The following is a 25,308-nucleotide window of genomic DNA, read 5'->3' as shown; positions in this document are numbered from 1 at the left end:
GCGCGGCCATGGCGCGCCGCGGTGGCAAGCTCGTGCTGGTTGCCGCGATGCTGCTGCTCGGCACCTCCCATGCGGCTGTGGAGGCCGCCGAGGTCGACACGATCCAGGACATCTTCCGGCACCTGCGCACCTGCTGGAGACCGCCGTCGCCGGCCAAGGCCCGCCCCCTCGACATCACCGTCGTCGTGAGCTTTAACCGGGCCGGAAACATTCTGGGCCATCCGAGGATTACCTATGAATCCGCGGAGGCCTCCGACAATGACCGGCTGCAATACCGGATCGCGGTGATGGAGGCGTTGCAACGCTGCACGCCGGTGCCATTTACCGATGCAATGGCCGGCGCTGCTGCGGGGCGACCATTCGCGATCCAGTTCCGCAGCCGCAAGACGTCACCGGACAAGACTTCACCCCCAACGCAAGAGAGACGAGCATGAGCGTCACCGAAAACACCCTGATCCTCGAGACCACGCAGGGCCCCGTCACCATCGAGATGCGGCCCGATCTCGCGCCGAACCACGTCGCGCGCATCAAGGAGCTGGTCCGCGAGGGCTTCTACGACGGCATCGTGTTCCACCGCGTGATCGAGGGCTTCATGGCGCAGACCGGCTGCCCGCACGGCACCGGCACCGGCGGCTCCGGCAAGAAGCTGAAGGCCGAGTTCAACAAGGAGCCGCATGTGCGCGGCACCGCCTCGATGGCCCGCGCCGCCAATCCCGATTCCGGCGACAGCCAGTTCTTCATCTGCTTCGACGACGCCCGCTTCCTCGACAACCAGTACACGGTGTGGGGCAAGGTCACCGAGGGCATGGAGAACGTGGACAAGATCAAGCGCGGTGAGCCGGTGCAGAACCCCGACAAGATCGTCAAGGCGCGGATGGCCGCGGACAAGGAATGACCGCGTAGCGGTCATTCCGGGGCGCGCGAAGCGCGAACCCGGAATCTCGTGCCACAATCCCGGGATTCCGGATCGCCGCGCTCTAAGCGCTCCGGAATGACGGTGCTAGTGAGACATGCGCACCGATCTCTTCGATTTCGATCTGCCGCCCGAGCGCATCGCTTTGCGCCCGGCGAGCCCGCGCGATTCCGCGAGGATGCTGGTCGTCGAGAACGGTGCGCTGCGCGACCAGATCATTTCCGATCTTCCGCAATGGCTGAGGCCGGGCGACCAGCTCGTCGTCAACGACACCAAGGTGATTGCGGCGCAATTGAAGGGCCGCCGCATCGGCCGCGAGACCGAGCCGAAGATCGAGGCGACGCTGATCAAGCGTCTCGACGGCTCGCGCTGGCAGGCGCTGGTGAAGCCGGCCAAGAAGCTCGTCCCCGGCGACCGCATCCGCTTCGGCAACGAGGGCAAGGTCTGCCTGCTCGGCCATCTCGACGCCGAGGTCGAGGCCAAGGGCACCGACGGCGAGGTGACGCTTGGCTTCTCGTTCCACGGCCCGGCGCTCGACCAGGCCATCGCCGATCTCGGCAGCCCGCCGCTGCCGCCCTACATCGCCTCCAAGCGCACGCCTGACGATCAGGATTTTGCGGATTACCAGACGATGTTCGCGGCGAACGAGGGCGCAGTTGCTGCCCCGACCGCGGGTCTGCATTTCACGCCCGCGCTGGAGCAGGCGCTGCACGCGCGCGGTGTCGGCATCGTCAGGGTGACGCTGCACGTCGGGGCAGGGACGTTCCTGCCGGTCAAGGTCGACGACACCGAAGCCCACAAGATGCATGCCGAGTGGGGCACGATCTCGGCCGAGACGGCGGAGCGGCTCAATAGTGCGCGAAACAATGGCGGCCGTGTCGTTGCCGTCGGCACCACGTCATTGCGTCTGCTCGAAAGCGCGGCGAGCGAAGACGGCACGATCCGTCCGTTCGCGGCTGAGACCTCGATCTTCATCACCCCCGGCTATCGCTTCCGCGCCGTCGATGTCCTGATGACGAACTTCCATTTGCCCAAGTCGACGCTGTTCATGCTGGTGTCGGCCTTCTCCGGCCTCGAGACGATGAAGCAGGCCTATGCGCATGCGATTGCGAGCGGATACCGGTTCTATTCGTATGGGGATGCGTGTTTGCTGTTTCGGGCAGAGCCGTAGGGTGGGTCAGCCGCAAGGCGTAACCCACCACCTGCTCGTCTCCGCGGAAGCAGAAGAGGTGGATTACGTCTTCGGCTAATGCACCCTACGCACCTTCCGTTACGCCATCACCCGCTGCGGCAACAGCTCTGCGATCTGCACCGCATTCAGCGCCGCGCCCTTGAGCAGCTGGTCGGCCGCCACGAACATCGAGATCGAATGGCCGCTGGCGTCGCTGAGATCCTTGCGGATGCGGCCGACCAGGACGTCGTCCTGGCCCGAGGCATCGATCGGCATCGGAAAGTAGTTCTTGGCACGGTCGTCGACCACCTTGACGCCGGGCGCCTGCGCCATGATGGCGCGGACCTGGTCCTCGCTGATCGGTTTCTCGCATTCGAAGGTGATGGCTTCGCAATGGGCGCGCAGCACCGGCACGCGCACGCAGGTGACGCCGACCGCGATGCTCTCGTCCTCGAAGATCTTGCGGGTCTCCTTGATCACCTTGGTCTCTTCGTCGTTGTAGCCGGTGTCGGGGTCGATGGCGGTGTTGTGGTTGAACAGATTGAAGGCGTAGGGGTGCGGCATCACCTTGGGCGTATAGACCTGCCCGTTGAGATTGGCGCGGGTGGACTCGACCAGCTCCTCCATCGCGGCGGCGCCGGCGCCGCTAGCCGCCTGATAGGTCGAGATGATGACGCGCTTGATGCGGTTCTTCTGGTGGATCGGCCAGAGCGGCACCAGCGCGGTGATCGCGGCGCAGTTCGGGTTGGCGATGATGCCCTTGTGGTCACGGATGCGGCTTGCGTTGATCTCGGGGATCACCAGCGGCACGTTGGGGTCCATGCGGAAGGCGGAGGAGTTGTCGACCACGACGGCACCGGCCTTGACGGCGATCGGCGCATACTTCCTGGAGATGCTGCCGCCGGCGGAGAACAGCGCGATGTCGACGCCGTCGAAAGAGCGCTCGGTCAACTCCTCGATGACCACACTCAGCCCGCGGAACGACACCGTCTTGCCGGCCGAGCGGGCGCTCGCCAGCGCCTTGAGCTTGCCGACGCGGAAGCCGCGCTTGTCCATGGTGGCGATGAATTCGGCGCCCACCGCACCGGTGACGCCGACAATCGCGACGACGGGATCGTTACTCACTTTGTCCTCCATTGAGTTTTAGACAACAAAAAAGCCCCGGACCATCGAGGGCGGGGCTTGCCGTAGAGCTGATGCGTTTAAGTCGACGACCTACGCGCGCACGCCTCCCCGGGCCCCTTCGGCCGTGGTGGTTTTGGTCGTGCGTTTGGTGGTCGTGAACATGGCGGCGACTTATGCGGGAGAGTCTTGCCCCCGTCAATGGCTTTTCGGCCCGGTCGATGCCGGGGCCGCCTGCCGCTATTTCGCCCCCGCTATTTCCCCTTGGCGCCCGGCGGCTCCAGGGTGACCTCCTTGAGGTCGTCGCCGCTGACGACGACGATCGAGAAGTTCAGCCGGCCGCGTTCGCGGACCAGCCCGCCGCTGATGGCCTTGCCGGCAGCGGCGCGCTCGGCGACGCGCACGGCATCGGACAGGCGGTGCCTGATCGCACCCAACGCTGCGAGGTTGCTGCGGTCCTCGCGGTCGAGCTCGGTGAGGGGCAGGGCGGCTTCGCCGCCGACGAGCTCGCCCGTCGCGGCGTTGATGGTGTGGCGCCAGATCCGGTCGTTGTGCAGGGTCTTCACCCGGTAGACCGGCACGCCCGAGCCGCCGTCGAAGCTCACGTCGGCAGTGGTGGCGCCGGCATGGCGGGCTTCGGCAATCGCCATGGCCTGGCTGATCGTGATCGACGAGCTGCGGAATCGTTCTATTTCGCGGCTGACCGCCTGGCGGTCCGCCTCGGCATCACCATCTGTGTCGCCGTGAAGCGCGGTCGGCGTGCTCGCGGTCACGATGGCCTGTGCCGGCGCGGCGATGAGCAGCGCGGGCAATGCGATCGCAAGCAGGTGCGAGGTCCATCGTTTGGCAGTCGTCATGCTCGAAACCCTCGGCCAGCGAGTGTGCCGGATGATCGTAAAGAATTCGCGGCCGGCCTTTGGGCATCGGCCGGCCGCGGAGCGCCGCGGCAGGCTGTACCCGCCGTAGCGATCAAACCGGTCCGGACCTCTTTGGGGCTGGTGAAAAGCGGCCCGTACCGACTTATAACTAAACCATACCGTATCGTTTTATTTTGGTCAATGACGCCGCGCGGTGCCCCTTGGTGAAAGTCCGCAAGCTCACGGAATTGTCAGCGCGAGCGGCGCCGCGGCGTGGGTTTCGGGGCGTCCTCGACGCGGTCGGCAGGCCCCAGCGCGCCGGCCAGGAACAGCTTGATCGCCGCGCGCATGCGCTTCTCGGCGGTCTTCGGCTCCAGCGCCGTTCCGAACGTCGCCATGCGGTGGGTGTGGCCGACGACGACGTCGAGGAACACCTCGGCTGCAATGGTGGTGTCGTCGACATCGAGCGCGCCTTGCGCCACCAGATGGTCGAAGAAATGCGCCGTGGTGGCGACGGCCTTCAGCCAACCTTCCTCCTTGCCGAGCTTGGCGACGTCCGGGAAGTTGATGGCCTGCGCCGTCATCATGCGGCTGAAGGCGACGGCATCGGGGCCGCAGGTGAAGGTCAGCATCTCGCGTCCGATCTCGACCAGCCGCTGCTCGACCGGAATGTTCGAGGCGCTGGAGAGCTGCGTCTGCGCCGCCGCCGACAGCGGTGCAAGCCAGCGCGCGATCTCGCGCCTCAGCACGGCCGCGAACAGGCCGCGCTTGTCGCCGTAGCGGGAATAGACGGTGGGCTTGCTGACCCGCGCAGCTTCCGCGACCGCATCGAGTGAGGTCGCATCGAAGCCGCGATCCAGGAACAGGCGGGTGGCGACCTCGATCAGCCGCTGGTCGCGCTCGATCGCGGCGGTCTTGGTCGGCCGGCCGCCGCGCGATTTCGGCACGTCGCGCCGTGACGCTGCCGGTCTTGCCCTGGTCGCAGTCAATCCCATGCCCAATGATTCCTGCGCGTTTCTGACGGTCGTCTTTGCTCTATAACGCGCAGCAACCGGGGCGTCATCGCGAATCTGGCCGAAATGGCCGTATCGTCAACGGTCTCGATACGGCCTCGTTCCTTCGTGCCGGCCTAAGGCAGCGTCGAGGTCCAGGCCTGGCCGGATGCGGCCTTCTCGTATCCGTATTGATAGAGCGCCCGCATATAGGCGGTATCGAACCCTTCCGACGGCGGGGCAGGATAGTCGCGCGCGATATAGGAGAGATGAAAGCCCAGCCGGTTGCGCTTGGCGAAATCGTAGGTCGAGAAGATGATCGAGCGCGTCTGCGATTGCGTGATCGCCGACAGGCTGCGGGAGGCGACGTCGATGGTGCCGTTGGACACCAGCTCGAAGTTGCGTTCGATCTTCTTGTTGACCAGGATGTAGATGTCCATCTTCGCATTGCCGGGCAGACGGCCGCTCTGGAACAGCAGAGCTTCCGGCAAGGTCAGCACCGGCGCGGTCACGCCGCCGTCGACATGCATCTCCTGGAACTTGCGGCCCTGGCCTTCGGCATCGATCATGATGGGCGGAAACACCAGGGGAATGCTGGCGGAGGCCGCCATCACGTCGCGAAACAGCTTGAGCGCCTCGGGCGTTCCGACCGCGGCGATCTTGCCCATGTCCCAGATCGCGGTGCGCTGCGTATCGAGGTCGGTCGTCACCACGAGCAGCTTGCGGCCCTTGGCGTGCTCTCGCGCGACCTGCGCCATGATCTCGGGCCCGACATAGCGCGCGACGAGCTCGCGCAGCCTGGTGTTGCCGAACAGGCCGGATCCGAACAGCACGCGCATGATGCTGGGATCGTTCAGCAGGCTCTCCGCAATGCCGCTGGTGTAGACCTCCTTCAGCGTGTCGTCATATTGCGGTCCGAGAAACGCGAACGGCGCGATCAGGCCGCCGGTGCTGACGCCCGAGACGACCGAGAAGGTGGGGCGGGTTCGGGCTGCGGTCCAGCCGTTGAGCACGCCGACGCCATAGGCTCCGTCGGCGCCGCCGCCGGAGAGCGCCAGATAGGTTTTCGTCGCGGTGCGGTCGTCCTTCTCGAAGCTGAATTTGGTGACCGGCTCGTCGGCGTAGCGCCTGAGCCCGTCGATATCCAGCACGCGCGAGACGCTGGCCTCAGCGGCCGTGTAGGGCGTGCGGGGCAGGGAGGTGCAGGCGCCGAGCGCCAGGCTGCAGATCAGAACCACCAATCCGATCAGGCCGGCGCCAGTCTGCCCGATCCGGTCACGCGAGGAGACGGATGCGTCGGTCGAACACGAAGGGTACGGCATTGTCGGTGGCTGGCGATCACGCAATCTACCGCCGCCGGCAAGTTCGCCGCGGCATCTCGTCCGGCCCCCAAAGACAAAACTACACTGTATCGTTTTGTTTAACAAGGGTGCGGCACACACAACTCGGTCTTGGTTGGTGTCCCAGTCTGAAGCATAAACCGGCCGGAGCGCGGCCCGGCGGGTTGATCGGCTTCCTCCGACACGCAATAAGCACCGCCATGAATCCCGACAATGACCTTCCCAATCACTTTGAGTTGCTCGCCACCGACGGGGCCGCGCGCACCGGGCGGCTGACCACCCCGCATGGCATGGTGCGGACCCCGGCCTTCATGCCGGTCGGCACCGCCGGTGCCATGAAGGGCATGCACTGGCGCGAGGTGCGCGATGCCGGCGCCGACATCGTGCTCGGCAACACCTACCATCTGATGCTGCGTCCGACCGCCGAACGGATCGCGGCGCTCGGCGGCCTGCAGAGGTTCACGGGGTGGAACGGACCGATGCTGACCGATTCCGGCGGCTTCCAGGTGATGTCGCTGGCGGATTTGCGCAAGGTCAGCGAGCACGCCGTCACCTTCCGCTCGCATATCGACGGGGCCAAGGTCGAGCTGTCGCCGGAGCGCTCGATCGAGGTGCAGCGTTTGCTCGGCTCAGACGTCGCCATGCAGATGGACGAATGCGTGCGGCTGCCCGCCGAGCGCGCCGACATCGAGCGCGCGATGCAATTGTCGCTGCGCTGGGCCGAGCGCTCAAAGCGCGCCTTCGCGAGCGCCCCGGACGGCTACATGCTGTTTGGCATCGTGCAGGGCGGCGACGTGCCCGAGCTTCGTCATGCGAGCGCGCAAGGCCTGGTCGCGATCGGCTTCCATGGCTACGCAATCGGCGGCCTTGCCGTCGGCGAGCCGCAGGCGGTGATGCTGGCGATGATCGACGAGACCGCGCCGCTACTGCCGAAGGAGCGGCCGCGCTATCTGATGGGCGTCGGCACGCCCGACGACATCCTCGAGGCGGTGAAGCGCGGCATCGACATGTTCGACTGCGTGATGCCGACGCGCAATGGCCGGCATGGCGTCGCCTTTACGCGCTACGGCCAGGTGAATTTGCGCAACGCGCGCCATGCGGACGATCCGCGCCCGCTCGATGAAGAGAGCTCTTGGCCGTCGACGCGCAACTGCGCGCGCGCCTATCTCCATCATCTCGTCAAGGCGGGCGAGACGCTGGGGGCGATGCTGCTGTCCGAGATCAATGTCGCTTACTACCAGTCCCTGATGCAGGGCATCAGGGACGCGATCGCGCGCGGAACGTTCGACGAGTTCTACCAGCGGACGCGTGAGGACTGGGCGAGGGGCGATATCGCCCCGCGCTGATCGACGTCAGTTGCAGACGATCCGCTGCTTGACGGCGTGCTTGGTTACAAAGCCATAGCCGCAATTGTCGCAGGTCCAGAGATAGCTGATCATATGGTCCGAGACGTAAGCGGAAGCTTCGGCGGCGACCATGGAGTCGGCGCAGACCGGACAGGTCGGCAACTCGCTGCAACGCGGATAGCGGTTCGCGACGGTCGACATCACTTCAGCAACTGCTGACATCGTGGTGACCTCCCTGCTTTGAGACCTAAGTCTAACATAAGCAGAATCAGTTGACGAGGTCGCAACACAAATGCGTCGGTTTTCTGCTAATTAAAGCTCGCTCGATTTTGCGATGCAGCGTATTTAACATGTGCCGCATCGTCGCTTGCGTGTTCTCGCAGGCTATCCGTAACTGCGCATGAGCTGCGTAAGAAGCGCAAATTGTTGCCACAGGGAGTTCATCATGGACGCATCGTCCAATACGGGTGCAGTGCACCAACCCGGTCGCGGCCGGATCTATGACTCGATCGTCGATGCGTTCGGCAATACGCCGATCGTGCGCTTGCGCCGGCTCCCGGGCATGCACGGCGTGAACGCGACCATTTTGGCAAAGCTTGAATATTTCAATCCGGCGGCAAGTGTGAAGGACCGCATCGGTGCGGCCATGATCATCGCGATGGAGAAGGCGGGCATCGTCAAGCCCGACACCGTGCTGATCGAGCCGACCTCCGGCAATACCGGCATCGCGCTCGCCTTCGTGGCGGCCTCGCGCGGCTACCGGCTCAAGCTGGTGATGCCGGAATCGATGTCGATCGAGCGACGCAAGATGCTGGCCTTTCTCGGCGCCGAGCTGGTGCTGACGCCTGCGGCGCAAGGCATGAAGGGCGCGATCGCGGCGGCCGAGGAGCTCTTGAAGACGACGCCGAATTCGGTGATGCCGCAGCAGTTCAAGAATCTCGCCAATCCCGAGGTGCACCGCCGTACCACCGCGGAGGAGATCTGGAACGACACCGGCGGTAACATCGACTTCTTCGTGGCCGGCGTCGGCACCGGCGGCACGATCACCGGCGTCGGCCAGGTGCTCAAGCCGCGCAAGCCCGGCTTGCGTATTGTCGCGGTCGAGCCGGAGGAGAGCCCGGTGCTTTCAGGGGGACAGCATACCCCGCACAAGATCCAGGGCATCGGCGCCGGCTTCGTCCCCGACATCCTCGACCGCTCCGTGATCGACGAGATCGTGAAGATCAACTCGACCACGGCCATCGAGACCTCGCGCGCGCTGGCGCGGCATGAGGGCATTCCGGGCGGCATCTCCTCGGGCGCCGCGATCGCTGCCGCGCTCGAGATCGGCAAGCGGCCGGAAGCTGCAGGAAAGACCATCCTGGCGATCGTGCCCTCCTTCTCCGAGCGGTATCTTTCAACAGCTCTGTTTGAGGGAATCTAGGACATGGCGGATCAACCGAGGCGGCCGCGCACGCTTGGCGATGCCAGGACGGAAGCCGAGGCGGCGTTCAAGAAGGTGACGGCGAAGGTCGCCGCGGCGCCGCCCAAGCAAAACGCCGTTCCCGGCATCAAGGAGCAGGTCACGCTGCGCATCGACCAGGATGTGCTGGAATTTTTCCAGGAGGGCGGTCCCGGCTGGCAGGACCGCATCAACGAGGCGCTGCGCAAGGCGGCCGGGAAGTAGGCTTCGCGGATGGGCTGTAGCTCCTCATCCTGTGAGGAGCTTGCGAAGCAAGTGTCTCGAAGAATGAAGGCCCCGCTGGTCGAGGCGGGCCTTCATGGTTCGAGACGGCGCTTCGCGCCTCCTCACCATGAGGATCACAAACGAAAAAGCCCGGCGCGAGCCGGGCTTTTGTCTTCTGAGATCCGCGTCCCGTCTCAGCGGCGGAACATGCCGCCCATCATGCCGCCGACGACGCCGCCGACGAAGGCCGCACCGGCAGCATCGCCGGGATTGCTGCGTGGCTGGGGAGCCGGTGCCGGCGCGCTGCTCTGAGCCGGGGCGGTGGCGGCGCGCCGAGCCGGCTTCTGGCTGGTGTCGCTCGCTGTCGCCGGGGCGGCCACGACCTCCGAGAGCAGAGCTTTATGCTGAAGCTTGTTGAGGTAACCCGATGAGGGATAGCCGCGCGCCGTCTGCCAACGCTTGAGCACCGACCGGGTCTCGTCGTTGAATGTGCCGGTCTGGTTGGTGTCGAAGCCGAGTGCCGTGAGCCGACGCTGCACGTCGCGGCGCTTGTTCTTGTCGAGGCCGATCTGGTCCTCGGTGAGCTGGTTGGCCTCGTCGGTGAAGGTCGCGGGATCGACGCCGGCGTTGAGCGTGCGGGTCGCGGTCGAGGGGCCGCTCTTGATCGCCGCAAGCCGTGCCAGCGCCAGCGCCTTGAACTGACCGTTCGGATAGGCGGTGAGGTAGGCGTTGAGCTCCTCGGGCTTGTTGGACTCCTTGACCGAGCGCCAATATTCCAGCTCGACGCCGTCCGAGCCCCCGGTCGCCGCCGGCACGATGCCGGACGCGGTCGGGGCCGCGGCGGCGACCTGGGTGGTCGGGGCCTGATTGAGATAGACGGAGCCGGTCAGGTTGGTGTGGCCCCAGGGCAGTTGGCCCTTGCGCGTCTCCTCATTGACCTGAGCGCGCACGGCCGTCATCGCCTGCTGGATCTCGACGCCGGGCTTGGTGATGTTGTCGATCAGCGCGCGCGTGAACGGGCTGTTATTGCCTTCCTGGCCGTCGAGGGCGGTCTGGCCCGGGCCGGTGGCGAACGCGATCAGCGTGCCTTCGCCGGACTTCATCTCGGCAAGGCCGCTCTGGACGTTGACGCTGCGGGTCGCCGAATTCGACTTGATCTTGGCGGCGAACGGATTGTCGCGGCAGGCATCGAGGAAGACGAGCTTGACCTTGGCATCGCCCATGGTCTGCTCGAGCGTCAGGTCGATGTTGATGGCGGCGCCGAGCTTGACGTCCATCTCGGACTTGATGTCGGCGTCGACGGGCAGCAGGTAGTTGGTGCCGCTCACGGCGATGCCGTGGCCGGCATAGTAGAACAGCGCGATGTCGGAGCCCTGCGCCTTGCGGCCGAAATCGAGCAGCTTCTCCGTCATCTGGTCGCGGCTGAGATTGGAGCCTTCGATCACCTCGAAACCGACATTACGCAGCGTCGAGGCCATCGCCTTGGCGTCGATCGGCGGGTTCGGCAATTGCGCGACGTTCTTGTAGGAGCCGTTGCCGACCACGAAGGCGACGCGGCGGTCGGCCTTGGCGGCACTGACCGACAGCGCCATGCACATCAGCGAAGCGAGGAGGGTGAGATAGCGCATTCTGAAATCCCCAGAATCGAATTGCAGGCAGCAACAAATTGGCAACGAACCTACACGAAGTGCCCGACTTCGCGCCACCAAAACGGCAGTCCGTTGCGGCAACCCGCTGCTGTGTGGCCGAATGTGCACGATGGAGTGTCGCTCCAGCGTGATCCAAATCACACGGCCACTCGGTTTTGTCGCGCGAGGCGGCGCGAGGTTCACCCTGCGCGGGCGGGAAGCGGCGAAGCGGGTCTCAAATTAAGGAGATTGCCGACCAGGATCAGCGCGGCGCCGAGCACGGTCCAGGCATCGAGCCGTTCGGAATACAGCAGCCAGCCGGCGGTTGCAGTCAATGGAACCCGCAGGAAGTCCATGGGAACCACGATCGTCGCGTCGGCGTAGCGCATCGCGCTGGCGAGGCAATAGTGTGAGAACGTGCCGCAGACCGCGATCACGCCGACCCAGGCCCAGGCATAGGCCGATGGCCAGGTCCAGACGAACAGCGTCGGAACGAAGCCTGCGACCGACTGCACCACCAGCATCCAGAACAGGATCGAGAGCGCGCTCTCGGTGCGGGTCAGCGATTTGACCTGCGCCATCGAGACGCCGAATCCCATGGCCGCGCCAAGCGCGATGAGCTGGCCCGGATTGATCTCCCCCGTCGCCGGTCGGACAATGACAATGACGCCGACGAGGCCGAGCACGATGGCGGCGGTCTTCCATGGTGTCATCCGCTCGGACAGGAAGCTTGCTGCGAGAAGGGCCGTCCAGATCGGCATGGTGAACTCGATGGCAACGACCTGGCCAATCGGGATCAGCGTCAGTGCGAAGAACCAGCCGAGCTGCGCAATATAGTGCACCAAATTGCGAGCGACGTGCTGCGGCAGCCGCGATGTCTTGAGCACCTTCAAGCCGCCGGCGCGGTAGATCATCGGTGAGAGCAACACGAAGCCGGCCAGCGACCTCACTTCCATGATCTGAAAAACATTCAGCTCGCGCGTGGTCTCGCGCCCGGCCACCGCCATGACCAGCATCAGTGACAGCCAGCCGGCCATCCACAGTGCAGCCATCATTTTCGACGGTGTGGTGCTCATTTGCGGATGCGGCAGTGTGGGAATAGAGAGGGGCGGCCGGTATCGGCGACATTGCCGCCGTTTGCAACGGTCAAATCTGCGGATGCAGCGATGCAAGTGGGCGTGTTAAGGCTCAGCCGAAGAACAACGAGAAACATCGGGAGAGTTGCCCATGCGCATCTTGCAGCCGGCCGAGTGGAAAAAACCGCGCGGCTTTTCCCATGGCGTCGTGGTGGAAGGGCCAGGCCGGTGGGTGGTTCTGGCCGGCCAAACCGGCGGCGACGAGGCCGGCAATTACGGGCCCGACATGGCGGCCCAGGTCGCGACTGCGCTGAAGCGGATCGTCAAGCTGCTGGGCGAGGCCAGCGCCGGCCCCGAGCACATTGTTCGCCTGACCTGGTACCTGACCAGCCGCGCCGAATACGAAGCGGCAGGTGCCGGCATTGGCGCGGCCTGGAAGGAAACGCTCGGGCGCAATTTTCCGCCCTCGACGCTGCTCTATATCGGAGGCCTTGTGGACGAGCGGGCCAAGGTCGAGATCGAGGTCACGGCGTTCGTGCCCGGCACATAAAAAATCGACCCGGCGCGGGCGCCGGATCGATCGTCGTGTCAACCTGGCGTCTTACTTCGACATCGAGATGTTCGCCCCGCGGAACTGGCTGTCCGCGCGGATCGCGACGTTCTGCTTGTTGCCGGACGTCTTGACGGAGATGTTGGCGTTGAAGCCGGCGGTGGAGGCGACCACCTCGAAGTTTCCGCCGCCGCCACGACCCTGGAGCGCGCCGGAGATGTTGCGGCTGGTCTCGGACCAGCTGCCGGTGATGGCGCCGCTCTCGGCCCTCACGTTGGCGCCGAGGTTGAACTTGTAGGCGTCGCTGGCGCAGGTCAGTGACAGTTCCATGGTGGGTCCGATCGGAGCGTATTTGGCCCGGCAGCGGATCCGTTCGGTCGAGCCATCATCCAGCGTGACAGTGCCACCGCCGCTCCAGCTGCCCGCCATTGGGGCGAACGGGCCGGACTGGGCCTTGCTTTGGGTCGTGGCGATCCCTGCCGCAAACAAAACGGCGGCCGCGATCAGCAGCCGCCGGTTCCGGGCGCGAGCCTCAATTGACTTATTGGCGCGATGCTTCCCACCGCCCGCTGCACGGTATGCCTGCAGATGCTCCATTCCACTTCCCCGATCCGGCGTTGCCGTTGAGTTGACCGTTGGCATATGCACCATTGATCGAAACTTTCACAAGTCCCCCACTGCCGATGGTGCCGGAAACGTTAGCGCCGGGCGCGGTGATCTTGCCGTCGGCAACCGTCAGCATGGAGCTTGCGGTCGGCTCGCACGAACCGCTCTTGGTCACAATGGTGACTTGCCAATTGCCGTCATAGGGATTCTGAGCGAAGGCGGGGGCGGCGAGGGTGCCGGCGAAAACTGAGGCGGCACAGAACACCGCAATGCGACCAAAACGCATGAATTCGTCCTCGAACGTGTCTGAGATACTGACGCTTATTCGGACGAAATGTGACGGAAATTTGTTGCGATGCCAAAGCGAAAATTGTTCCTGTGGGAACAATGGTTTATTTGCGCTTTTGACTCCAATTTTTCAAGCAGAATCAATGCGGCCTCACGTTAAGGGTAAACGTCAGGAGAGACTCGGCGCCGAGGTCGCGAACTGCTCGTCCTGGACCTTGGACGGCAGCGCCTTGTGAACCTTGATGTAATCGATCACGTCGGCCAGCAATTTGAGCCCGAGCGGCGCCAGCGCGCGCTCCCAAAGCTCCCGTGCGGTCTCGCCCTTCTTGACGAAGCACCAGTCCTGCGCAGCGATGGCGCCGGCATCCATGCGGTCGGCGAGATGATAGATGGTGCCGCCGGCGATCGGGTCGCCTTCCTTGATGGTCCATTCCACCGCGGCCTTGCCGCGGTGGCGCGGCAGCAGCGAGGGATGATAGCCGATCCCGCCGAACCTGGCGGCGGCGAGCGCGTCCTTGCCGATCCTGGCATGGCTGTGTGCGGTGATGATCAGATCGGTGTCAGGAGCGATCTCGGAGGCGACCACCAGCTTGGGATTGGCTTGCACCTCCACCTCGATGCCCGCCGCCTTGGCCGCCGCGGCGAGGCGGTCGTCGGCGTCGGCCACCACGACCCGGACGACCGAGACGCCGTGCTCTCGGAGCATGTTCAGGGTGGTCACGCCGAAATGGCGGGAGCCGACGAGGGTAATGCGCATGGGTGTCCGATCCGTCTCGCAACTGCGTTATCCCCCGATAACACGTCCGCACGCCCTGTCACCACCCGCGCAGCGTTTGCGTGGGTTATCAACAATGCGCCGGGCGCCGTTTGCGTGAACTCTGGGATTGCGCGGTCGAGCTGTCCGCTGCTTCCATCCGGGCATCATACCGGCTCGGGAGCGAGCGCATGCGCAGCATGGGGCTTTTCGTTATCGCGACACTCATGGCGGCCATTTCGGCCCAAGCCGGCGGGCCTTACCCGGCGGTCCCGCCCGAGACCGGGGGCGCGCCCTTAGTGGGGCCGGCCTGGGACACCTACCGTTGCTCGCAGGGGCCGGTGATCAATTTCTATGATGGCGCCCATTACGGCGAGGAGCCGCCGGCGCTCTATCTGGCGTGATCGCCGGCAGCCCTTTCATGCCCGCCCATCACGAAATCATGGGACGGTAACACGATCTCAACCAGCTTGGCGTATCGACGAATCCGTCGCGGATTTGTATTGCGTACCGCGACACCGAAATCGTCCGCCGGCGTGGGCGCGCCGCCGGGCCTTTTCGCCGGGACAGATGTCATGCCGAACGCGATCCAGCAGATCGTCGACGCCTATGTGCGTCTGAAGAACCGCCGTGGACTCGACGAGCTGATGATGCACAGGCAGCGGCTCGCGGTCGATCTGAAGAGCCGGTCCGGCTATGATTTCAGCCTGCCGATCGGCCAGATCGACGAGGAGATCGCGATCATCGAGGCGGGGCTCAGTCGGCTCAAGGCGGAGAATTCCACGATCTAGAAACTCAGCGTCGTGCGCGGACTTGGCACCGACGGCCCGAATATGACGGACGAGGCGGCGGGCTCTGTCCCCACGGCTTTGCGTATAATTAATTATGCGGACGGCCAGTGCTGCCGCAACGGCATGCAACCGCCGGGCCTGTAAGGACGCTAGCTGATCGCCACGCCGGCGCGTTGACCGCTCAATCGCGCCGGCCGCCGTCGATCACCGTGAACAGCGGCCGCGCCGGCGTCGGCTCGACCAGCAGCTCCTCCACCAGTGCGGTTGCCGCATCGACATATTTACGGGTCGGCTTGTCGAGAGGGCGCTTGGCCTCGTCGTCGAGCGCGACTTTTGCGGCCTCGACCAGCTTGCGCATGCGTGCCGCATGGTCGTCGCCCGCGGTCAACGTCGCGCGCGCCAGCGAGCGCAGCACGAACAGCTCGCCCTCGAGGCGGAGCAGACGGTCGTTGAGCCTGGTCAGGACAGCGTTAAGGTCGGCCATGGTGTTCGATGCGGAGGGTCCGTCCTGATCTAGCCGCGATCGGTGAACGGAGTCCAAACGGCGCCGGTGCAATTCGGCCGATCCGGCGTCACCGCGGGCGGCTTACCACTCGACGCCGGCCCAGCGCCTCCCGAACACAGGCGGCTTCGTCTTCACGGCCTGCCAGCCGAAGAAATGATGCTTGCCGGACCAGGCGTGCACGACGCCGTTGCAGATGCCGCATTTGAAGCTGCCGCTGTGGGCCTCGCTGTGCTCCTCTTTGGTCGCGGTGTAGTTCATGCCGCAACTCGCACAGCTGAATTCTTCGATCGTCCAGATGCTGTTGGCCATGGTCCAGAATGCGTTTCGGTGACTGCAAACGGAAGGTAGTCACCAGCGTTTGCAGCGACGTAAACTGGCGCCGGGAAATCCGGTTAACGGGCGTTAGCCAAGCCGGGTTGGAGCGCGGGCAACCGCGGTGCATTCCCGCCCGTGCGTCAGGCTGTCTCGGAGGGACGGTCATGGTCTCGGAATGCAGACTGGCCCGATCTGTTCCTCGTCGGGGCTGTCGCCAGTTCCAGTCGTCTTGACGCCAGATGCGTTGCTGGCAATAACGGCTGGGCCCGCAAGCGCGGAAGTTGCGTTCATGCCGCAAGGAAAGCTGTGCCCGTGAAAAGCCTCCGTCAGCTGCTGACGGGTGAGGACGTCATCCAGCTCGTGATCCGGCTCGGCCTGCTGGCCCTGCTGATCATCTGGACCTTCCTGATCATCCGCCCGTTCGTGCCGATCCTGGCCTGGAGCGGCGTGCTGGCGGTCGCGTTCTATCCGGCGTTCAGCTGGGTCGCCAAGATCCTGGGCGGCCGGCCCAAGACCGCAGCCGCGATCCTGACCCTGATCACGCTGGGCATCGTCATCGGTCCGGCGACCTGGCTCGGCATCAGCGCGGTGGACGGCGTGCGTGAGCTGGCGCACCAGCTCGGCACCGGCGACCTCGTGCTCCAATCGGCCCCGGAGCAGCTCAAGTCGTGGCCGCTGGTCGGCCCCTGGCTCTACGAGCTCTGGGACCAGGCGTACAACAACGTTCGGGCGGTGGTGCGCGAGGTGGCGCCGTATCTCCAGCCGTTGGCCGGCCCGCTGCTCTCGCTCGCGGGCGACGCCGGCGTCGGTACGCTCCAGTTTCTCGTCTCGGTGTTCGTGGCGGGCTTCCTGTTTCCGCACGGGCCGCGCCTGGTCGCCGCCGGCCGCGGCTTTCTGTTTCGGATCGTGCCGGAGCAGAGCGAGCATTTTCTCTCGCTGGCCGGTGCGACCATCCGCGCCGTGGCGCAGGGCGTGATCGGCGTTGCGATCGTGCAGGCGCTGCTGGCCGGCATCGGCTTCAAGCTCGCGTCGGTGCCGAGCGCGGGCCTTCTTGCCTTCATCGTGCTGCTGCTCTCGATCGTGCAGATAGGTGCTTTCCTGGTGCTGCTGCCGGTGATCATCTGGATCTGGACCGCCAAGGACGTCACCACGGCGCTGCTGCTCACCGTGTTCTTCGTCCTGGTCGGCTTCATCGACACCATGCTGAAGCCGCTCGTCATGGGCCGCGGCCTGACCACCCCGACCATCGTGATCTTCGTCGGCGTCATCGGCGGCACGCTGGCCCACGGCATCATCGGACTGTTCATCGGACCGATCATCCTGTCGGTGGCCTGGGAAATGATGATGGCCTGGATCAGGACCGAGGACCGGGCCGAGACGGGGAAGGGTTGATCTCGTGCCGCCGACGCGGTGTCTGCCCCCACCGGATAGCTCGCGGTCTGTGATCAAGGCGCGCCGCTAACTTGTCTGTTCGACTAGACAAGTTACCATTGGGTCGATTCTGTTTTCGACAACGGCAGCAATGGCGAAGTCTTCCAAGCTGGTTGCCGCCAGGCGCGGCAAGGTATTGTTGGTCAGACGCCGGTCGGACGGCCTGTGGATGTTTCCGGGCGGCCGCAAGCGTGCGCGCGAGTCGGAGAAGGACTGCCTGCGTCGGGAGATCAAGGAGGAGCTGCCCAAGCTGAAGCTCGGCAGGATCAGCCTCTGGAAGGAAGTGAAGGCGAGGAACAAGCGCTCCGGCCGCAAGATGAGCGACGCGATCTTCATCGCCAAGTCCGCCAAGGGCAGGTTGGCCATCGGCGACAAGAAGGAGATCGACCGCGCCGCCTGGCACAAGCCCCGTGGCATCCGCCTGACGGCGACCTCGCGCTACATCCGCGACCGCCTGTTTCCGCGGAAGCGGCGGCGTAGCTGAGCTGCTAGTCCTCGCGCGTCGCCGTTCGCGTACGTCCGGCAAATCTTCTCGACTGCGCCACCTCCGGCTCGGGGGCGGCAAGCTTCGCGGCCTGGAGCTCCCGCATCTGCTTGCGGACCTGGCGCGCATTGCGCATCGCCCGCTTGATGAAGGGATGTTGAGAGTCCTCGGCGAAGAACAGCACCACTTCGCAGCTCGGACATTGCCTGGAATAGCCGTCCTGCAACCGCCCCGCGCGATCGCGAAACACGTTCTTGCACCGCGTGCACTGAATCTGGACCGAACTCATGCGCGGACAAAAATCATTTTGAAAATGGATCGTCAGCTGATCCGAAATGTCTGAAGAAAGCTTGAATACCGTCGAGGCGGGATGCCGGCAGACATCGCGCGGTCGCGCCATCGGCCGGTCGCGGACGACGACGGTTGGAACAGTCGGCCAGCTGTTATTGCTTGGCCGCCATCGTCTCCAGGCAATGATTGAGAAAGGCGGTGCGATCCCTCGGCAGCACCTTCTCGAGATCCGCCTTCAACGCGCATTCGCGCTGGCGCAACTGCTCGGCCCGGCGCTTCTCGGCCGCCTCGCGGTATTCGGGAGCGACCTTGTTGGGATCGACTAGCGTCTGTGCGTGTGCAGGGACCGTCGCAAGCAGCGCGAAGGTGCCGATGAAAATGAATGGTTTCAAATGAGCCTCCGTTAAAGCAGGCACCCTAGCGCGTAGCGTGCGCGCGCTCAAACCGGGCGATGCGGTAGCCCGTTCCGGCCTGACCGGAAGTAGTCCGATCGGCCAGTACTGGAACCTGGCGTGTGAACCAGTTCACAAGCGCGCGGCGAAACCGCTGCTATGAAGACCTCATTGCTTAACCGATTCATTTCGAACGAACGCCCCAGCGTGGCTCCAAGCGCTGGGGCTTTTTCGTGCCGCCATGCTCACGGCCGAGAGCCGGATCGTCGGGATCGCGCCGGCGCCTCGAACGTTGCCGAGGAGGGGTGCGTTCGCAGGGCAAATCCCATATGCATGGCGGCGAGCTGCCGATTCGAAGATCAAGGCGGCTCGCGTTCAGTTTGCGGCGATTCAAGAGCAGAAACGGGATCAAGTGAGGCTTTCCAGGAAGGCAGGCGCGCCCAAGAAGCCGCCGAAGAAGAGCAAAGGATCGCAGCGCGCCACGATCTCGTCTTCGTCGCCTCTCGGCATGATGGCCCTTCATCTGCTCGCGCAATGGAAGCAGTCCGGGCGCAGCGGCATCGTCTTTCTCGCCGAGAGCGAGAACAGGGCGGAGCGGCTCGGCAGCGTCATTCACGCGCTCGACCCCTCCTGCGAGGTGCTGGTGTTTCCGCGCTTGAACACGTTGCCGTTCGATCAGCTGGAGCCGTCGCATGAGCTTGCGGGGCGCAGAGCCTCCGTGCTGAGGCGTCTTGCGAAATCCAAGAAGCCGGTGTTTCTGGTATCGACGGCGGAAGCGGTGATGGAGCGCATGCCGCCGCCGGCCAGCCTGTCGCGCCTGAGCCTGAGCTTGAAGGTGGGCGGCACGTTCTCCGAGCACGACCTCGAGTCCCGCCTCGAATCCCTCGGTTACGATCTCGACGATGAGCCGGACTATCCGGGCGGGGCGCTGTTCCACGGCCAGACCTTCGAGATATTTCCCGCGGGCGCGCTGGGGCCGTTCCGGATCGAGCATTCGCAGCACACGATCAAACGGATCGTCGCGTTCGACCCGCATGAGCACAGGATCATCTTCGAGACCAGGGAGCTGCTCGTCGATCCCATGTCGGAGCGGCTCGGCCTTGCCGCCAAAGGCGGCAAGCGCGCGAGCCTGTTCGATTATTGCGCGGGCGCCAAATGGATCGCCGATGCAGGCGTCCCCTCGCACGCCGACGGATGGCTCGATACGATCGAGGAGGCCGCGCCCCGCAGCGAGCGCCAGCGCGAATATCTCGGGCGGAGCGATTGGAAACGGCTCTCCAAGGGCATGAAGGTGCTGCCGCGGACGGCGCCGTTCCAGGCCATCCCGGAGTTTTCGAAGCTGACATCCTCCCGGAAGGCGTTGCGTGCCTTTGTCGAGGACATGCGCCGGGCCGGGTCGCGGCTGATCCTCGTCGCCGCGCACGAGGACGATGTGCGCGTGATGGAGCGGATGAGCGGCGTCAAGGCGGAGCGCTGCGAAGACTGGGAGGAGGCCTCGCGCGGGCGGGGCGGCGAGGCGGCGCTGCTCGCCGATCTCGATGCCGGCTTCGTCGTGCCGGGGAAGAAGCCTCTGGTCGTGGTGACGGCGTCCGACGTGCTCGGCAGCCGCGCGCATCATCCGCAGCCGATGGCGCGCGCCTGGAGCGCGGCCTTCGACCATGCCGATGCGCCGGAGCAGGGCACGGTGGTCGTTCATCTCCAGCGCGGCCTTGCCGTGCTCGACGGCCTGCAGACGATCAACACCGGCGGCGGCGCCATGCGCGAGATGATCCGGCTGAAGTTCGCCGGCGACAATGCGGTGCTGGTGCCGCCGCCCGATCTCGCCTTGATGTGGCCCTACGCCGCCGAGCTCGGCAAGCTTTCGCTCGACAAGGCGGACGGCAGCACATGGTGGGCGCGTCGCAGCGAGGCCGAGCGCGAGATCCAGATCGCGGGCAAGGCGCTCGCCAAGCACATCAGCCAGCGCCGACGGCGGCGCGGCGAAAAGCTGGTGCCGCCGGGATCGGCCTACGAGAAGTTCGTCGCGCGTTTTCCTTACTTCACGACCATCGACCAGGCCCAGGCGATCCGGGACGTGCTGGACGATCTCGCGTCCGGGCATCCGATGGACCGGGTGATCTGCGGCGACGTCGGCTTCGGCAAGACCGAGGTCGCGCTGCGCGCCACGGCCGCCGTGGTGCTGTCGGGCAAGCAGGTGGCGGTCGCGGTGCCGACGACGGTGCTGGCCCGCCAGCACGTCGCGACGTTCCAGAAGCGCTTTGCGCCCTTCGGCATCGAGGTCGGCAACCTGTCGCGCGCGACCTCGGGCGCGGCGCTGCGGGAGACTAAGGGGGGCCTGCGCAGCGGCCGGATCAAGGTCGTGATCGGCACGCAGGCGCTCACCGGCAAGGACGTCAGGTTCGACGATCTCGGCCTCGTCATCGTCGACGAGGAGCAGCATTTTGGCGCGGCGGAGAAGGCCAAGCTCGCAGGGCTCGCCAAGAACGTCCACGTGCTGATGATGAGCGCGACGCCGATCCCGCGCACGCTGGCCGCCGGTCTTGCCGGCTTCCGCGATCTCAGCGTGATCGCGTCGCCTCCGGTGCACCGGCTTCCGGTCGCGACCCGGATCGCGCCGCTGTCGGATGCGGCCATCGCCTCGGCGATGCTGCGCGAGCAGCGCCGCCACGGCCAAAGCTTCCTGATCTGCCCGCGCATCCAGGATCTCGATCCCATGCTGACGCGGGTGCGGGCCGTGGCGCCGGACCTTCGCATCGTCTGTCTGCATGGCAGGTTGGCGGCCGACGAGATCGACGACCGCATGATGAGCTTCGTCGAAGGCCATGCCGACGTCCTGCTCGCGACCAACATCGTCGAGAGCGGCCTCGACATTCCCCGCGCCAACACCATCGTGGTGTGCTGGCCGGAAAAGTTCGGCCTTGCCCAGCTGCACCAGCTGCGCGGACGCGTCGGCCGCGGCGGCATCCGCGCGTTCGCGCATCTGTTGACCGAGACCGAGTCCGGACAATCCGAGAAGCGCCTCGCCGTGCTCGAGGAGTTCAGCCGGCCGGGCGCGGGCTTTGCCATCAGCGAGCGCGACCTGGATCTGCGAGGCGCGGGCGACTTGTTCTCGGAGCAGCAATCCGGCCACGTCCAGGTGTTCGGGCCGGTGCTGTACAGCCACCTGCTGAAAATGGCTTCGGAGAAGACCGACGAGCAGCAGGCTGCGCTGTGGGTGCCCGACCTCAACCTGCCGGTCGGGGACATGCTGCCCGCGAGCTATGTGCAGTCCGAGCCGGTGCGGCTCGAGCTCTATGCCCGCGCCGCACGATGCAACGACGAGGACGATCTCGACGACCTCGAGGAGGAAACCTCCCGCCGCTTCGGACCTTTGCCGAAAGTGGCCCGCGACTTCTTCGCCGCGGCGAAGCTCAGGATCGAGTGCAAGCGCAGAGGCATCATCCGGCTCGACGTCGGCCCCGAGGCAGCGGCTGCGACGTTCCTGCCCGGACGCTTGCGGAAGTCGCGGGGCAAGTCGCTGCAGCGGGATGGCGACCGCGTCGTTTATCACGCCAAAACGCAGGACGCGCCGTTCGAGCGGGTGGAGGAGCTGTTCGAGCTGCTGGATGAGGGGTGAGGGGCTCGCGCCTTCGTCAGCGCGGATAGTTGCGAATCCGTGGCGGAAGCCCTGTTGCACCATTATAGTTAATTTGGGCGTGGCGAAGGAGATTGTCCGATGTCACATGCCATTCCTCCGGTCATTGTCGCGATTGTCGCAAGCTCATGTCTGTTGGCTCTGGCGCAAGCAGGCGGCGCAAATGCCGGGCCCGCAGGAGCGGGCATGGGAACGGGGCCGGGTGGCGCTGGCGGCTCGGCACCTTCTGGAATGGGGACGAGTGCGGGCAACGCAGGTCCCTCGGCACCCGCGGGGATGGGGACGAAGGACACCGCGCCCGGCGGAGATCTGGGCACCAACAGCGAGCCGACCAATCCGAACGTTCAGCCCGCCACGCCCGCGAGGTCGCGGGCGGCAGCTCAGGCCGCGAGAAATGCCGGGGTTGGTCACGCTCAAAATGGCCTGCCGATCGGCGCGATTGGGAGCGGCACGAGCAATGAGGATCAAAGGGCCACTGGTTCGGCGTTCTCCCAAAACAGATTCCGGCCGGCAACACAGGCTCAAGGAAACGCCAGTGCTGGTTCAGATGGTCTGTCAGGGAGAGGCTCGAGCCTTTCGGACCACGTCAGTCGGCCGCGAGCGGCACGAGCTGGCGACAAGGTGCTGGATGCCAAGGCCCGGGTCGAGCGGCGAACGATCGTGTCGCCCAAACGCGTTACGAGCCCGACAGGGCCAGGTTTGTAATCTGCGCGCGAAGGGCGAGCAGACAGGCTCGGCGCGTCGCGCCCGACCACAGCCCGGTGCGCGAAGCGCCGCTCGAGCGGATGGAGGAGCTGTTCGGAGTGCTGGACGAGGGGGAGAGCGCATCAAAATGCGAAAACAACCCCATGCACAGTAGCTAAGTGCTTCTGCCATAAGCTCGGCCCTGCATCGGCGGAACGGCTCTGTTTGACCCGTCCGGGCAAAACAGTGCTATTACGCCAACTTCGGAAAATCCGTCACGCGATCTGGCAGCCGCGGTGCTCGTGCTCGATCGGCGGCGGTGGTCGAACGTGCACGGCGCACAGATCCGTAATCGGCCGGGGGCGCCGGGCCGTCTGCCGGCCGGGCCGCTAACGTGGAATTAATCCAAAAAGCTCACAATTTTAGACAGTTGTGTCGATGGGTGCTGCGTAAGGGAGGCGTCGCGAGGACGTTCCGGCGACAGCTTCCTGTCGCTCGCTCATTGGGGTCAAGCACGTGACCACGTCCTTCGAAACGCCAAGCTTCGCCGAAGAGCTCGACGCCGTCGCCCTTGCAGCCGCTGCAGGCGCGCAGGAACAAGCAGGCCCGGAAGCTGAAACGCCGCCGATCAGGCCCCGCCGCAAAACGGTCCTGCCGCTGGCGCTGTGTGCCCTGGCCATCAACGGCGCGGCGGCCATCTATACGTCGCCCTCCGGCATGCCGTCACTGAATGTTGCCAGCCTGGCTGAACTGCTACCGCGGCAGGAGGCGCCGGTGCCGAAACCGGATCCGGTCGTCACCGCCCTGAAGGAGATCCGGTCGGCGCAGCAGCAGCACACGGCTTCGCTGCAGGAGAACAACCAGGCTCTGCAGCAGAATGCAGCTCTGCTGCAGCAGGATTCGCTGGTGCTGCTGTCGCTGCGGCAGAGCATCACGGACGAGCGGGTCGACTTGAGGAAGATCTCGTCGCAGCTGTCGACGCTGATCGCCAAGGTCGACTCGCTGCAGAATGCGATGATGTCGGACGTCACATCGTCCATTCGACGAGCGAATGCGCGCTACGGACTGTCCGCCGCGATGCGCAAGCGGCTGGTGCGGGAGCCGAAGCCTCTAGGGCCGGTTTCGATCGGAGGGGCGCCGTTGAGCGTGCCGGCTGCGGTGGCGGGGCCGGAGAGCTGAAGGGACGTCAAGCAAAGCAGTTGGGAGGTGGCGGTAACCTGATCCGAAGTTCACGCTGACGGGCTTATGTCGCCGCAATCGAAGTTTCAGTTGCTGGGCCTTGGCCTCCAGCCGTATTCCTGATGCGAAATTGTGGCGGTGATGTCGGCCTCTTTGTCTGCCGAGAGGCGCCAGGCTGCCACTCCGAAGCACAACGTCAAGATCAGGGCCGTCGCAAGCAGAAGCATCGAGAAGAAATGGCTCACGGCGTCACCAGCGGTTGGAAACTACGAGAGAGCGAACACGACTTGCCGATTCGGAAAATACAGACGCGCTGACCTAAAGGCCTGGTTTCCACATCAAGTCACACAGGACCAAAGGCGCTCACGATCCCGATCGTGATCGGGACCAGCGCGACGATTGTCCACAAGGCGGGCGAGCTGGAAGATAGACCGGCGAAAAAGATCAAGAGACCGAAGCCCACGAGGGCCGCCGAGATGGCATAGGCGAGTGCTTTTTCCATCGTTCGATCCACGAGGAAACGGGATGGATTGCGCCTGTAGGACTCCCCGCCGGTCGAAACGTTCCTATCCTCATCTGGATCGGCGCTTCTAAGGTCCAGACGGGTCAGTCCCGGTCTTCCGCTCAAGCATCGCCATTTCAACCTGGTCAGCAAGGACCGTGAGGTGGCGCGCAAGCCGGTCAAACACTTCGCGCTTGGCTGGATCGGTAGCCAAGTCGCGGATGAGGGCGCATTCGGCCGCATCTTTGCGGAGTTTCTCGATCTGCGCCAGATAATCCTTCATCGGCAATTCGCTCCGTTCTGCGCAAACGGAATGTACAGGCAATGTGCGAAAGCGAACAGAAGTGATTGCCAAATTTTCCTAGTCTTCGGTGGCTTTGGCCTTCCCCTAAAGGTCCAAGCACCTCCAGCGGCCCCGGCCTTCACACCCCAAAAGCCCCCACGGTCGGGGCCGTCATTGGCGCTAAGCCCGATCTACGATTGTACCCGTAACGCCCGCATTGAAGCGTTCGCGGATGGAGGAGTTGAGCCAATTCGCATCGCACGAACTGCGACAACGGCGTGGCACCTTTCAAAGGAACTAGCTCCTCGCGACTGCATTTCTCGATTGCATAGTTTTCCCTGCTATCTCGGTCGGCTCGGGGTGACGGAGGGGGCGTAGAATGGGCACTTGCGATCGCACCGCTGTTCTGAAACAGCGTTTCGACGAGCTTGCTTCTGGGCTTTCCGAATTGGAAGATCTGCGCTCGCGCGTATTTGCGGCCGAGCAAATGCAAGAGAGGCAAAGTCAC

The 25,308-nt window shown here is 64.9% G+C and carries 29 protein-coding genes; 13 read left to right on the top strand and 16 right to left on the bottom strand.

What is annotated here, in order from left to right; all coding sequences use genetic code 11:
* Positions 1 to 8 precede the first annotated feature (8 nt).
* The 3 genes from N2604_RS23585 to queA all read left to right on the top strand — a co-directional run bounded on the left by N2604_RS23585 (position 9) and on the right by queA (position 2,084).
* Positions 9 to 434 (top strand): hypothetical protein, encoded by a 426-nt coding sequence (locus N2604_RS23585; protein WP_260370580.1) that lies wholly within the window; start codon positions 9 to 11, stop codon positions 432 to 434.
* The gene (locus tag N2604_RS23580; protein WP_128261588.1) at positions 431 to 895 is read left to right on the top strand and encodes a peptidylprolyl isomerase; all 465 of its coding nucleotides are present in this window, start codon (positions 431 to 433) and stop codon (positions 893 to 895) included. Before N2604_RS23585 ends, N2604_RS23580 begins: the two co-directional genes overlap by 4 nt.
* 115 nt (positions 896 to 1,010) lie before the next feature.
* Positions 1,011 to 2,084, top strand: coding sequence for a tRNA preQ1(34) S-adenosylmethionine ribosyltransferase-isomerase QueA (gene queA / locus N2604_RS23575; protein ID WP_260370579.1), 1,074 nt, complete (start codon positions 1,011 to 1,013; stop codon positions 2,082 to 2,084).
* Between the two features lie 99 nt (positions 2,085 to 2,183).
* On the opposite strand, the gene N2604_RS23570 is transcribed toward queA, so the two are convergent.
* The 4 genes from N2604_RS23570 to N2604_RS23555 form a co-directional block, all read right to left on the bottom strand.
* Positions 2,184 to 3,221 (bottom strand): aspartate-semialdehyde dehydrogenase, encoded by a 1,038-nt coding sequence (locus tag N2604_RS23570; protein ID WP_260370578.1) that lies wholly within the window; start codon positions 3,219 to 3,221, stop codon positions 2,184 to 2,186.
* Positions 3,222 to 3,460: 239 nt separating this feature from the next.
* Entirely contained in the window at positions 3,461 to 4,063 is a 603-nt protein-coding gene (locus tag N2604_RS23565) for a PepSY domain-containing protein (protein ID WP_260370577.1), read from the bottom strand.
* A 251-nt stretch (positions 4,064 to 4,314) separates the two neighbouring features.
* Positions 4,315 to 5,058 (bottom strand): TetR/AcrR family transcriptional regulator, encoded by a 744-nt coding sequence (locus N2604_RS23560; RefSeq protein ID WP_260370576.1) that lies wholly within the window; start codon positions 5,056 to 5,058, stop codon positions 4,315 to 4,317.
* Between the two features lie 134 nt (positions 5,059 to 5,192).
* Positions 5,193 to 6,377: a patatin-like phospholipase family protein gene (locus N2604_RS23555; protein ID WP_260370575.1), complete on the bottom strand. Its 1,185-nt coding sequence runs from the start codon at positions 6,375 to 6,377 to the stop codon at positions 5,193 to 5,195.
* A 218-nt stretch (positions 6,378 to 6,595) separates the two neighbouring features.
* Here N2604_RS23555 and tgt point away from each other — a divergent pair, with 218 nt between their 5' ends.
* Positions 6,596 to 7,741 (top strand): tRNA guanosine(34) transglycosylase Tgt, encoded by a 1,146-nt coding sequence (tgt, locus tag N2604_RS23550; protein WP_260370574.1) that lies wholly within the window; start codon positions 6,596 to 6,598, stop codon positions 7,739 to 7,741.
* A gap of 6 nt (positions 7,742 to 7,747) precedes the next feature.
* Here the strand turns inward: tgt and N2604_RS23545 are convergent, their stop codons facing one another.
* Complete coding sequence (locus N2604_RS23545) at positions 7,748 to 7,963, bottom strand: hypothetical protein (protein WP_260370573.1); 216 nt, start codon at positions 7,961 to 7,963, stop codon at positions 7,748 to 7,750.
* A gap of 223 nt (positions 7,964 to 8,186) precedes the next feature.
* On the opposite strand from N2604_RS23545, the gene cysK reads away from it, so the two are divergent.
* On the top strand, positions 8,187 to 9,164 hold the full coding sequence (gene cysK, locus N2604_RS23540; protein WP_260370572.1) for a cysteine synthase A: 978 nt from the start codon (positions 8,187 to 8,189) through the stop codon (positions 9,162 to 9,164).
* A gap of 3 nt (positions 9,165 to 9,167) precedes the next feature.
* Positions 9,168 to 9,407, top strand: a complete 240-nt coding sequence (locus N2604_RS23535) for a BrnA antitoxin family protein (RefSeq protein ID WP_027575366.1) — start codon at positions 9,168 to 9,170, stop codon at positions 9,405 to 9,407.
* Positions 9,408 to 9,601: 194 nt separating this feature from the next.
* Here N2604_RS23535 and N2604_RS23530 read toward each other — a convergent pair whose 3' ends face one another.
* Together N2604_RS23530 and N2604_RS23525 are read right to left on the bottom strand one after the other, a co-directional pair.
* Complete coding sequence (locus N2604_RS23530) at positions 9,602 to 11,035, bottom strand: caspase family protein (RefSeq protein WP_260370571.1); 1,434 nt, start codon at positions 11,033 to 11,035, stop codon at positions 9,602 to 9,604.
* Between the two features lie 200 nt (positions 11,036 to 11,235).
* A complete protein-coding gene (locus N2604_RS23525) occupies positions 11,236 to 12,111 on the bottom strand; it encodes a DMT family transporter (RefSeq protein WP_260370570.1) in 876 nt (291 codons plus the stop codon).
* A 151-nt stretch (positions 12,112 to 12,262) separates the two neighbouring features.
* On the opposite strand from N2604_RS23525, the gene N2604_RS23520 reads away from it, so the two are divergent.
* Positions 12,263 to 12,661 carry a RidA family protein gene (locus N2604_RS23520; RefSeq protein WP_260370569.1) on the top strand — a complete coding sequence of 133 codons (399 nt, stop codon included), beginning with the start codon at positions 12,263 to 12,265 and terminating at the stop codon, positions 12,659 to 12,661.
* Positions 12,662 to 12,712: 51 nt separating this feature from the next.
* On the opposite strand, the gene N2604_RS23515 is transcribed toward N2604_RS23520, so the two are convergent.
* The 3 genes from N2604_RS23515 to N2604_RS23505 form a co-directional block, all read right to left on the bottom strand.
* Positions 12,713 to 13,258 carry a hypothetical protein gene (locus tag N2604_RS23515; protein ID WP_260370568.1) on the bottom strand — a complete coding sequence of 182 codons (546 nt, stop codon included), beginning with the start codon at positions 13,256 to 13,258 and terminating at the stop codon, positions 12,713 to 12,715.
* Positions 13,203 to 13,553 carry a hypothetical protein gene (locus N2604_RS23510; RefSeq protein WP_122406662.1) on the bottom strand — a complete coding sequence of 117 codons (351 nt, stop codon included), beginning with the start codon at positions 13,551 to 13,553 and terminating at the stop codon, positions 13,203 to 13,205. Before N2604_RS23510 ends, N2604_RS23515 begins: the two co-directional genes overlap by 56 nt.
* A gap of 171 nt (positions 13,554 to 13,724) precedes the next feature.
* Positions 13,725 to 14,312 (bottom strand): formyltransferase family protein, encoded by a 588-nt coding sequence (locus N2604_RS23505; protein WP_260370567.1) that lies wholly within the window; start codon positions 14,310 to 14,312, stop codon positions 13,725 to 13,727.
* 197 nt (positions 14,313 to 14,509) lie between these two features.
* Here N2604_RS23505 and N2604_RS23500 point away from each other — a divergent pair, with 197 nt between their 5' ends.
* Together N2604_RS23500 and N2604_RS23495 are read left to right on the top strand one after the other, a co-directional pair.
* Positions 14,510 to 14,713, top strand: a complete 204-nt coding sequence (locus N2604_RS23500) for a hypothetical protein (RefSeq protein ID WP_260370566.1) — start codon at positions 14,510 to 14,512, stop codon at positions 14,711 to 14,713.
* Between the two features lie 171 nt (positions 14,714 to 14,884).
* On the top strand, positions 14,885 to 15,100 hold the full coding sequence (locus N2604_RS23495; protein ID WP_260370565.1) for a hypothetical protein: 216 nt from the start codon (positions 14,885 to 14,887) through the stop codon (positions 15,098 to 15,100).
* 181 nt (positions 15,101 to 15,281) lie between these two features.
* Here N2604_RS23495 and N2604_RS23490 read toward each other — a convergent pair whose 3' ends face one another.
* The gene (locus N2604_RS23490) at positions 15,282 to 15,584 is read right to left on the bottom strand and encodes a hypothetical protein (protein ID WP_027575377.1); all 303 of its coding nucleotides are present in this window, start codon (positions 15,582 to 15,584) and stop codon (positions 15,282 to 15,284) included.
* Positions 15,585 to 15,686: 102 nt separating this feature from the next.
* The gene (locus N2604_RS23485; protein ID WP_260370564.1) at positions 15,687 to 15,914 is read right to left on the bottom strand and encodes a hypothetical protein; all 228 of its coding nucleotides are present in this window, start codon (positions 15,912 to 15,914) and stop codon (positions 15,687 to 15,689) included.
* A 318-nt stretch (positions 15,915 to 16,232) separates the two neighbouring features.
* Here N2604_RS23485 and N2604_RS23480 point away from each other — a divergent pair, with 318 nt between their 5' ends.
* Together N2604_RS23480 and N2604_RS23475 are read left to right on the top strand one after the other, a co-directional pair.
* Complete coding sequence (locus tag N2604_RS23480; RefSeq protein ID WP_409241645.1) at positions 16,233 to 17,312, top strand: AI-2E family transporter; 1,080 nt, start codon at positions 16,233 to 16,235, stop codon at positions 17,310 to 17,312.
* 130 nt (positions 17,313 to 17,442) lie between these two features.
* A complete protein-coding gene (locus tag N2604_RS23475) occupies positions 17,443 to 17,835 on the top strand; it encodes an NUDIX hydrolase (protein WP_157286040.1) in 393 nt (130 codons plus the stop codon).
* Between the two features lie 4 nt (positions 17,836 to 17,839).
* Here N2604_RS23475 and N2604_RS23470 read toward each other — a convergent pair whose 3' ends face one another.
* Together N2604_RS23470 and N2604_RS23465 are read right to left on the bottom strand one after the other, a co-directional pair.
* On the bottom strand, positions 17,840 to 18,085 hold the full coding sequence (locus N2604_RS23470; protein ID WP_409241644.1) for a hypothetical protein: 246 nt from the start codon (positions 18,083 to 18,085) through the stop codon (positions 17,840 to 17,842).
* Between the two features lie 193 nt (positions 18,086 to 18,278).
* Positions 18,279 to 18,518 carry a hypothetical protein gene (locus tag N2604_RS23465; RefSeq protein ID WP_260370561.1) on the bottom strand — a complete coding sequence of 80 codons (240 nt, stop codon included), beginning with the start codon at positions 18,516 to 18,518 and terminating at the stop codon, positions 18,279 to 18,281.
* Between the two features lie 508 nt (positions 18,519 to 19,026).
* On the opposite strand from N2604_RS23465, the gene N2604_RS23460 reads away from it, so the two are divergent.
* Together N2604_RS23460 and N2604_RS23455 are read left to right on the top strand one after the other, a co-directional pair.
* On the top strand, positions 19,027 to 22,134 hold the full coding sequence (locus tag N2604_RS23460) for a DEAD/DEAH box helicase (protein WP_260376297.1): 3,108 nt from the start codon (positions 19,027 to 19,029) through the stop codon (positions 22,132 to 22,134).
* 1,218 nt (positions 22,135 to 23,352) lie between these two features.
* On the top strand, positions 23,353 to 24,015 hold the full coding sequence (locus N2604_RS23455; protein ID WP_260370560.1) for a hypothetical protein: 663 nt from the start codon (positions 23,353 to 23,355) through the stop codon (positions 24,013 to 24,015).
* Between the two features lie 343 nt (positions 24,016 to 24,358).
* Here the strand turns inward: N2604_RS23455 and N2604_RS23450 are convergent, their stop codons facing one another.
* Together N2604_RS23450 and N2604_RS23445 are read right to left on the bottom strand one after the other, a co-directional pair.
* A complete protein-coding gene (locus N2604_RS23450; protein ID WP_164936882.1) occupies positions 24,359 to 24,517 on the bottom strand; it encodes a hypothetical protein in 159 nt (52 codons plus the stop codon).
* Positions 24,518 to 24,605: 88 nt separating this feature from the next.
* Positions 24,606 to 24,800 carry a hypothetical protein gene (locus N2604_RS23445; protein WP_260370559.1) on the bottom strand — a complete coding sequence of 65 codons (195 nt, stop codon included), beginning with the start codon at positions 24,798 to 24,800 and terminating at the stop codon, positions 24,606 to 24,608.
* Between the last annotated feature and the right edge of the window lie 508 nt (positions 24,801 to 25,308).

It is taken from the genome of Bradyrhizobium sp. CB1015, from assembly GCF_025200925.1.
GTDB lineage: Bacteria > Pseudomonadota > Alphaproteobacteria > Rhizobiales > Xanthobacteraceae > Bradyrhizobium.
Note: the sequence above shows the minus strand (reverse complement) of the source record. Positions and strands in the feature narration are given on the sequence as shown.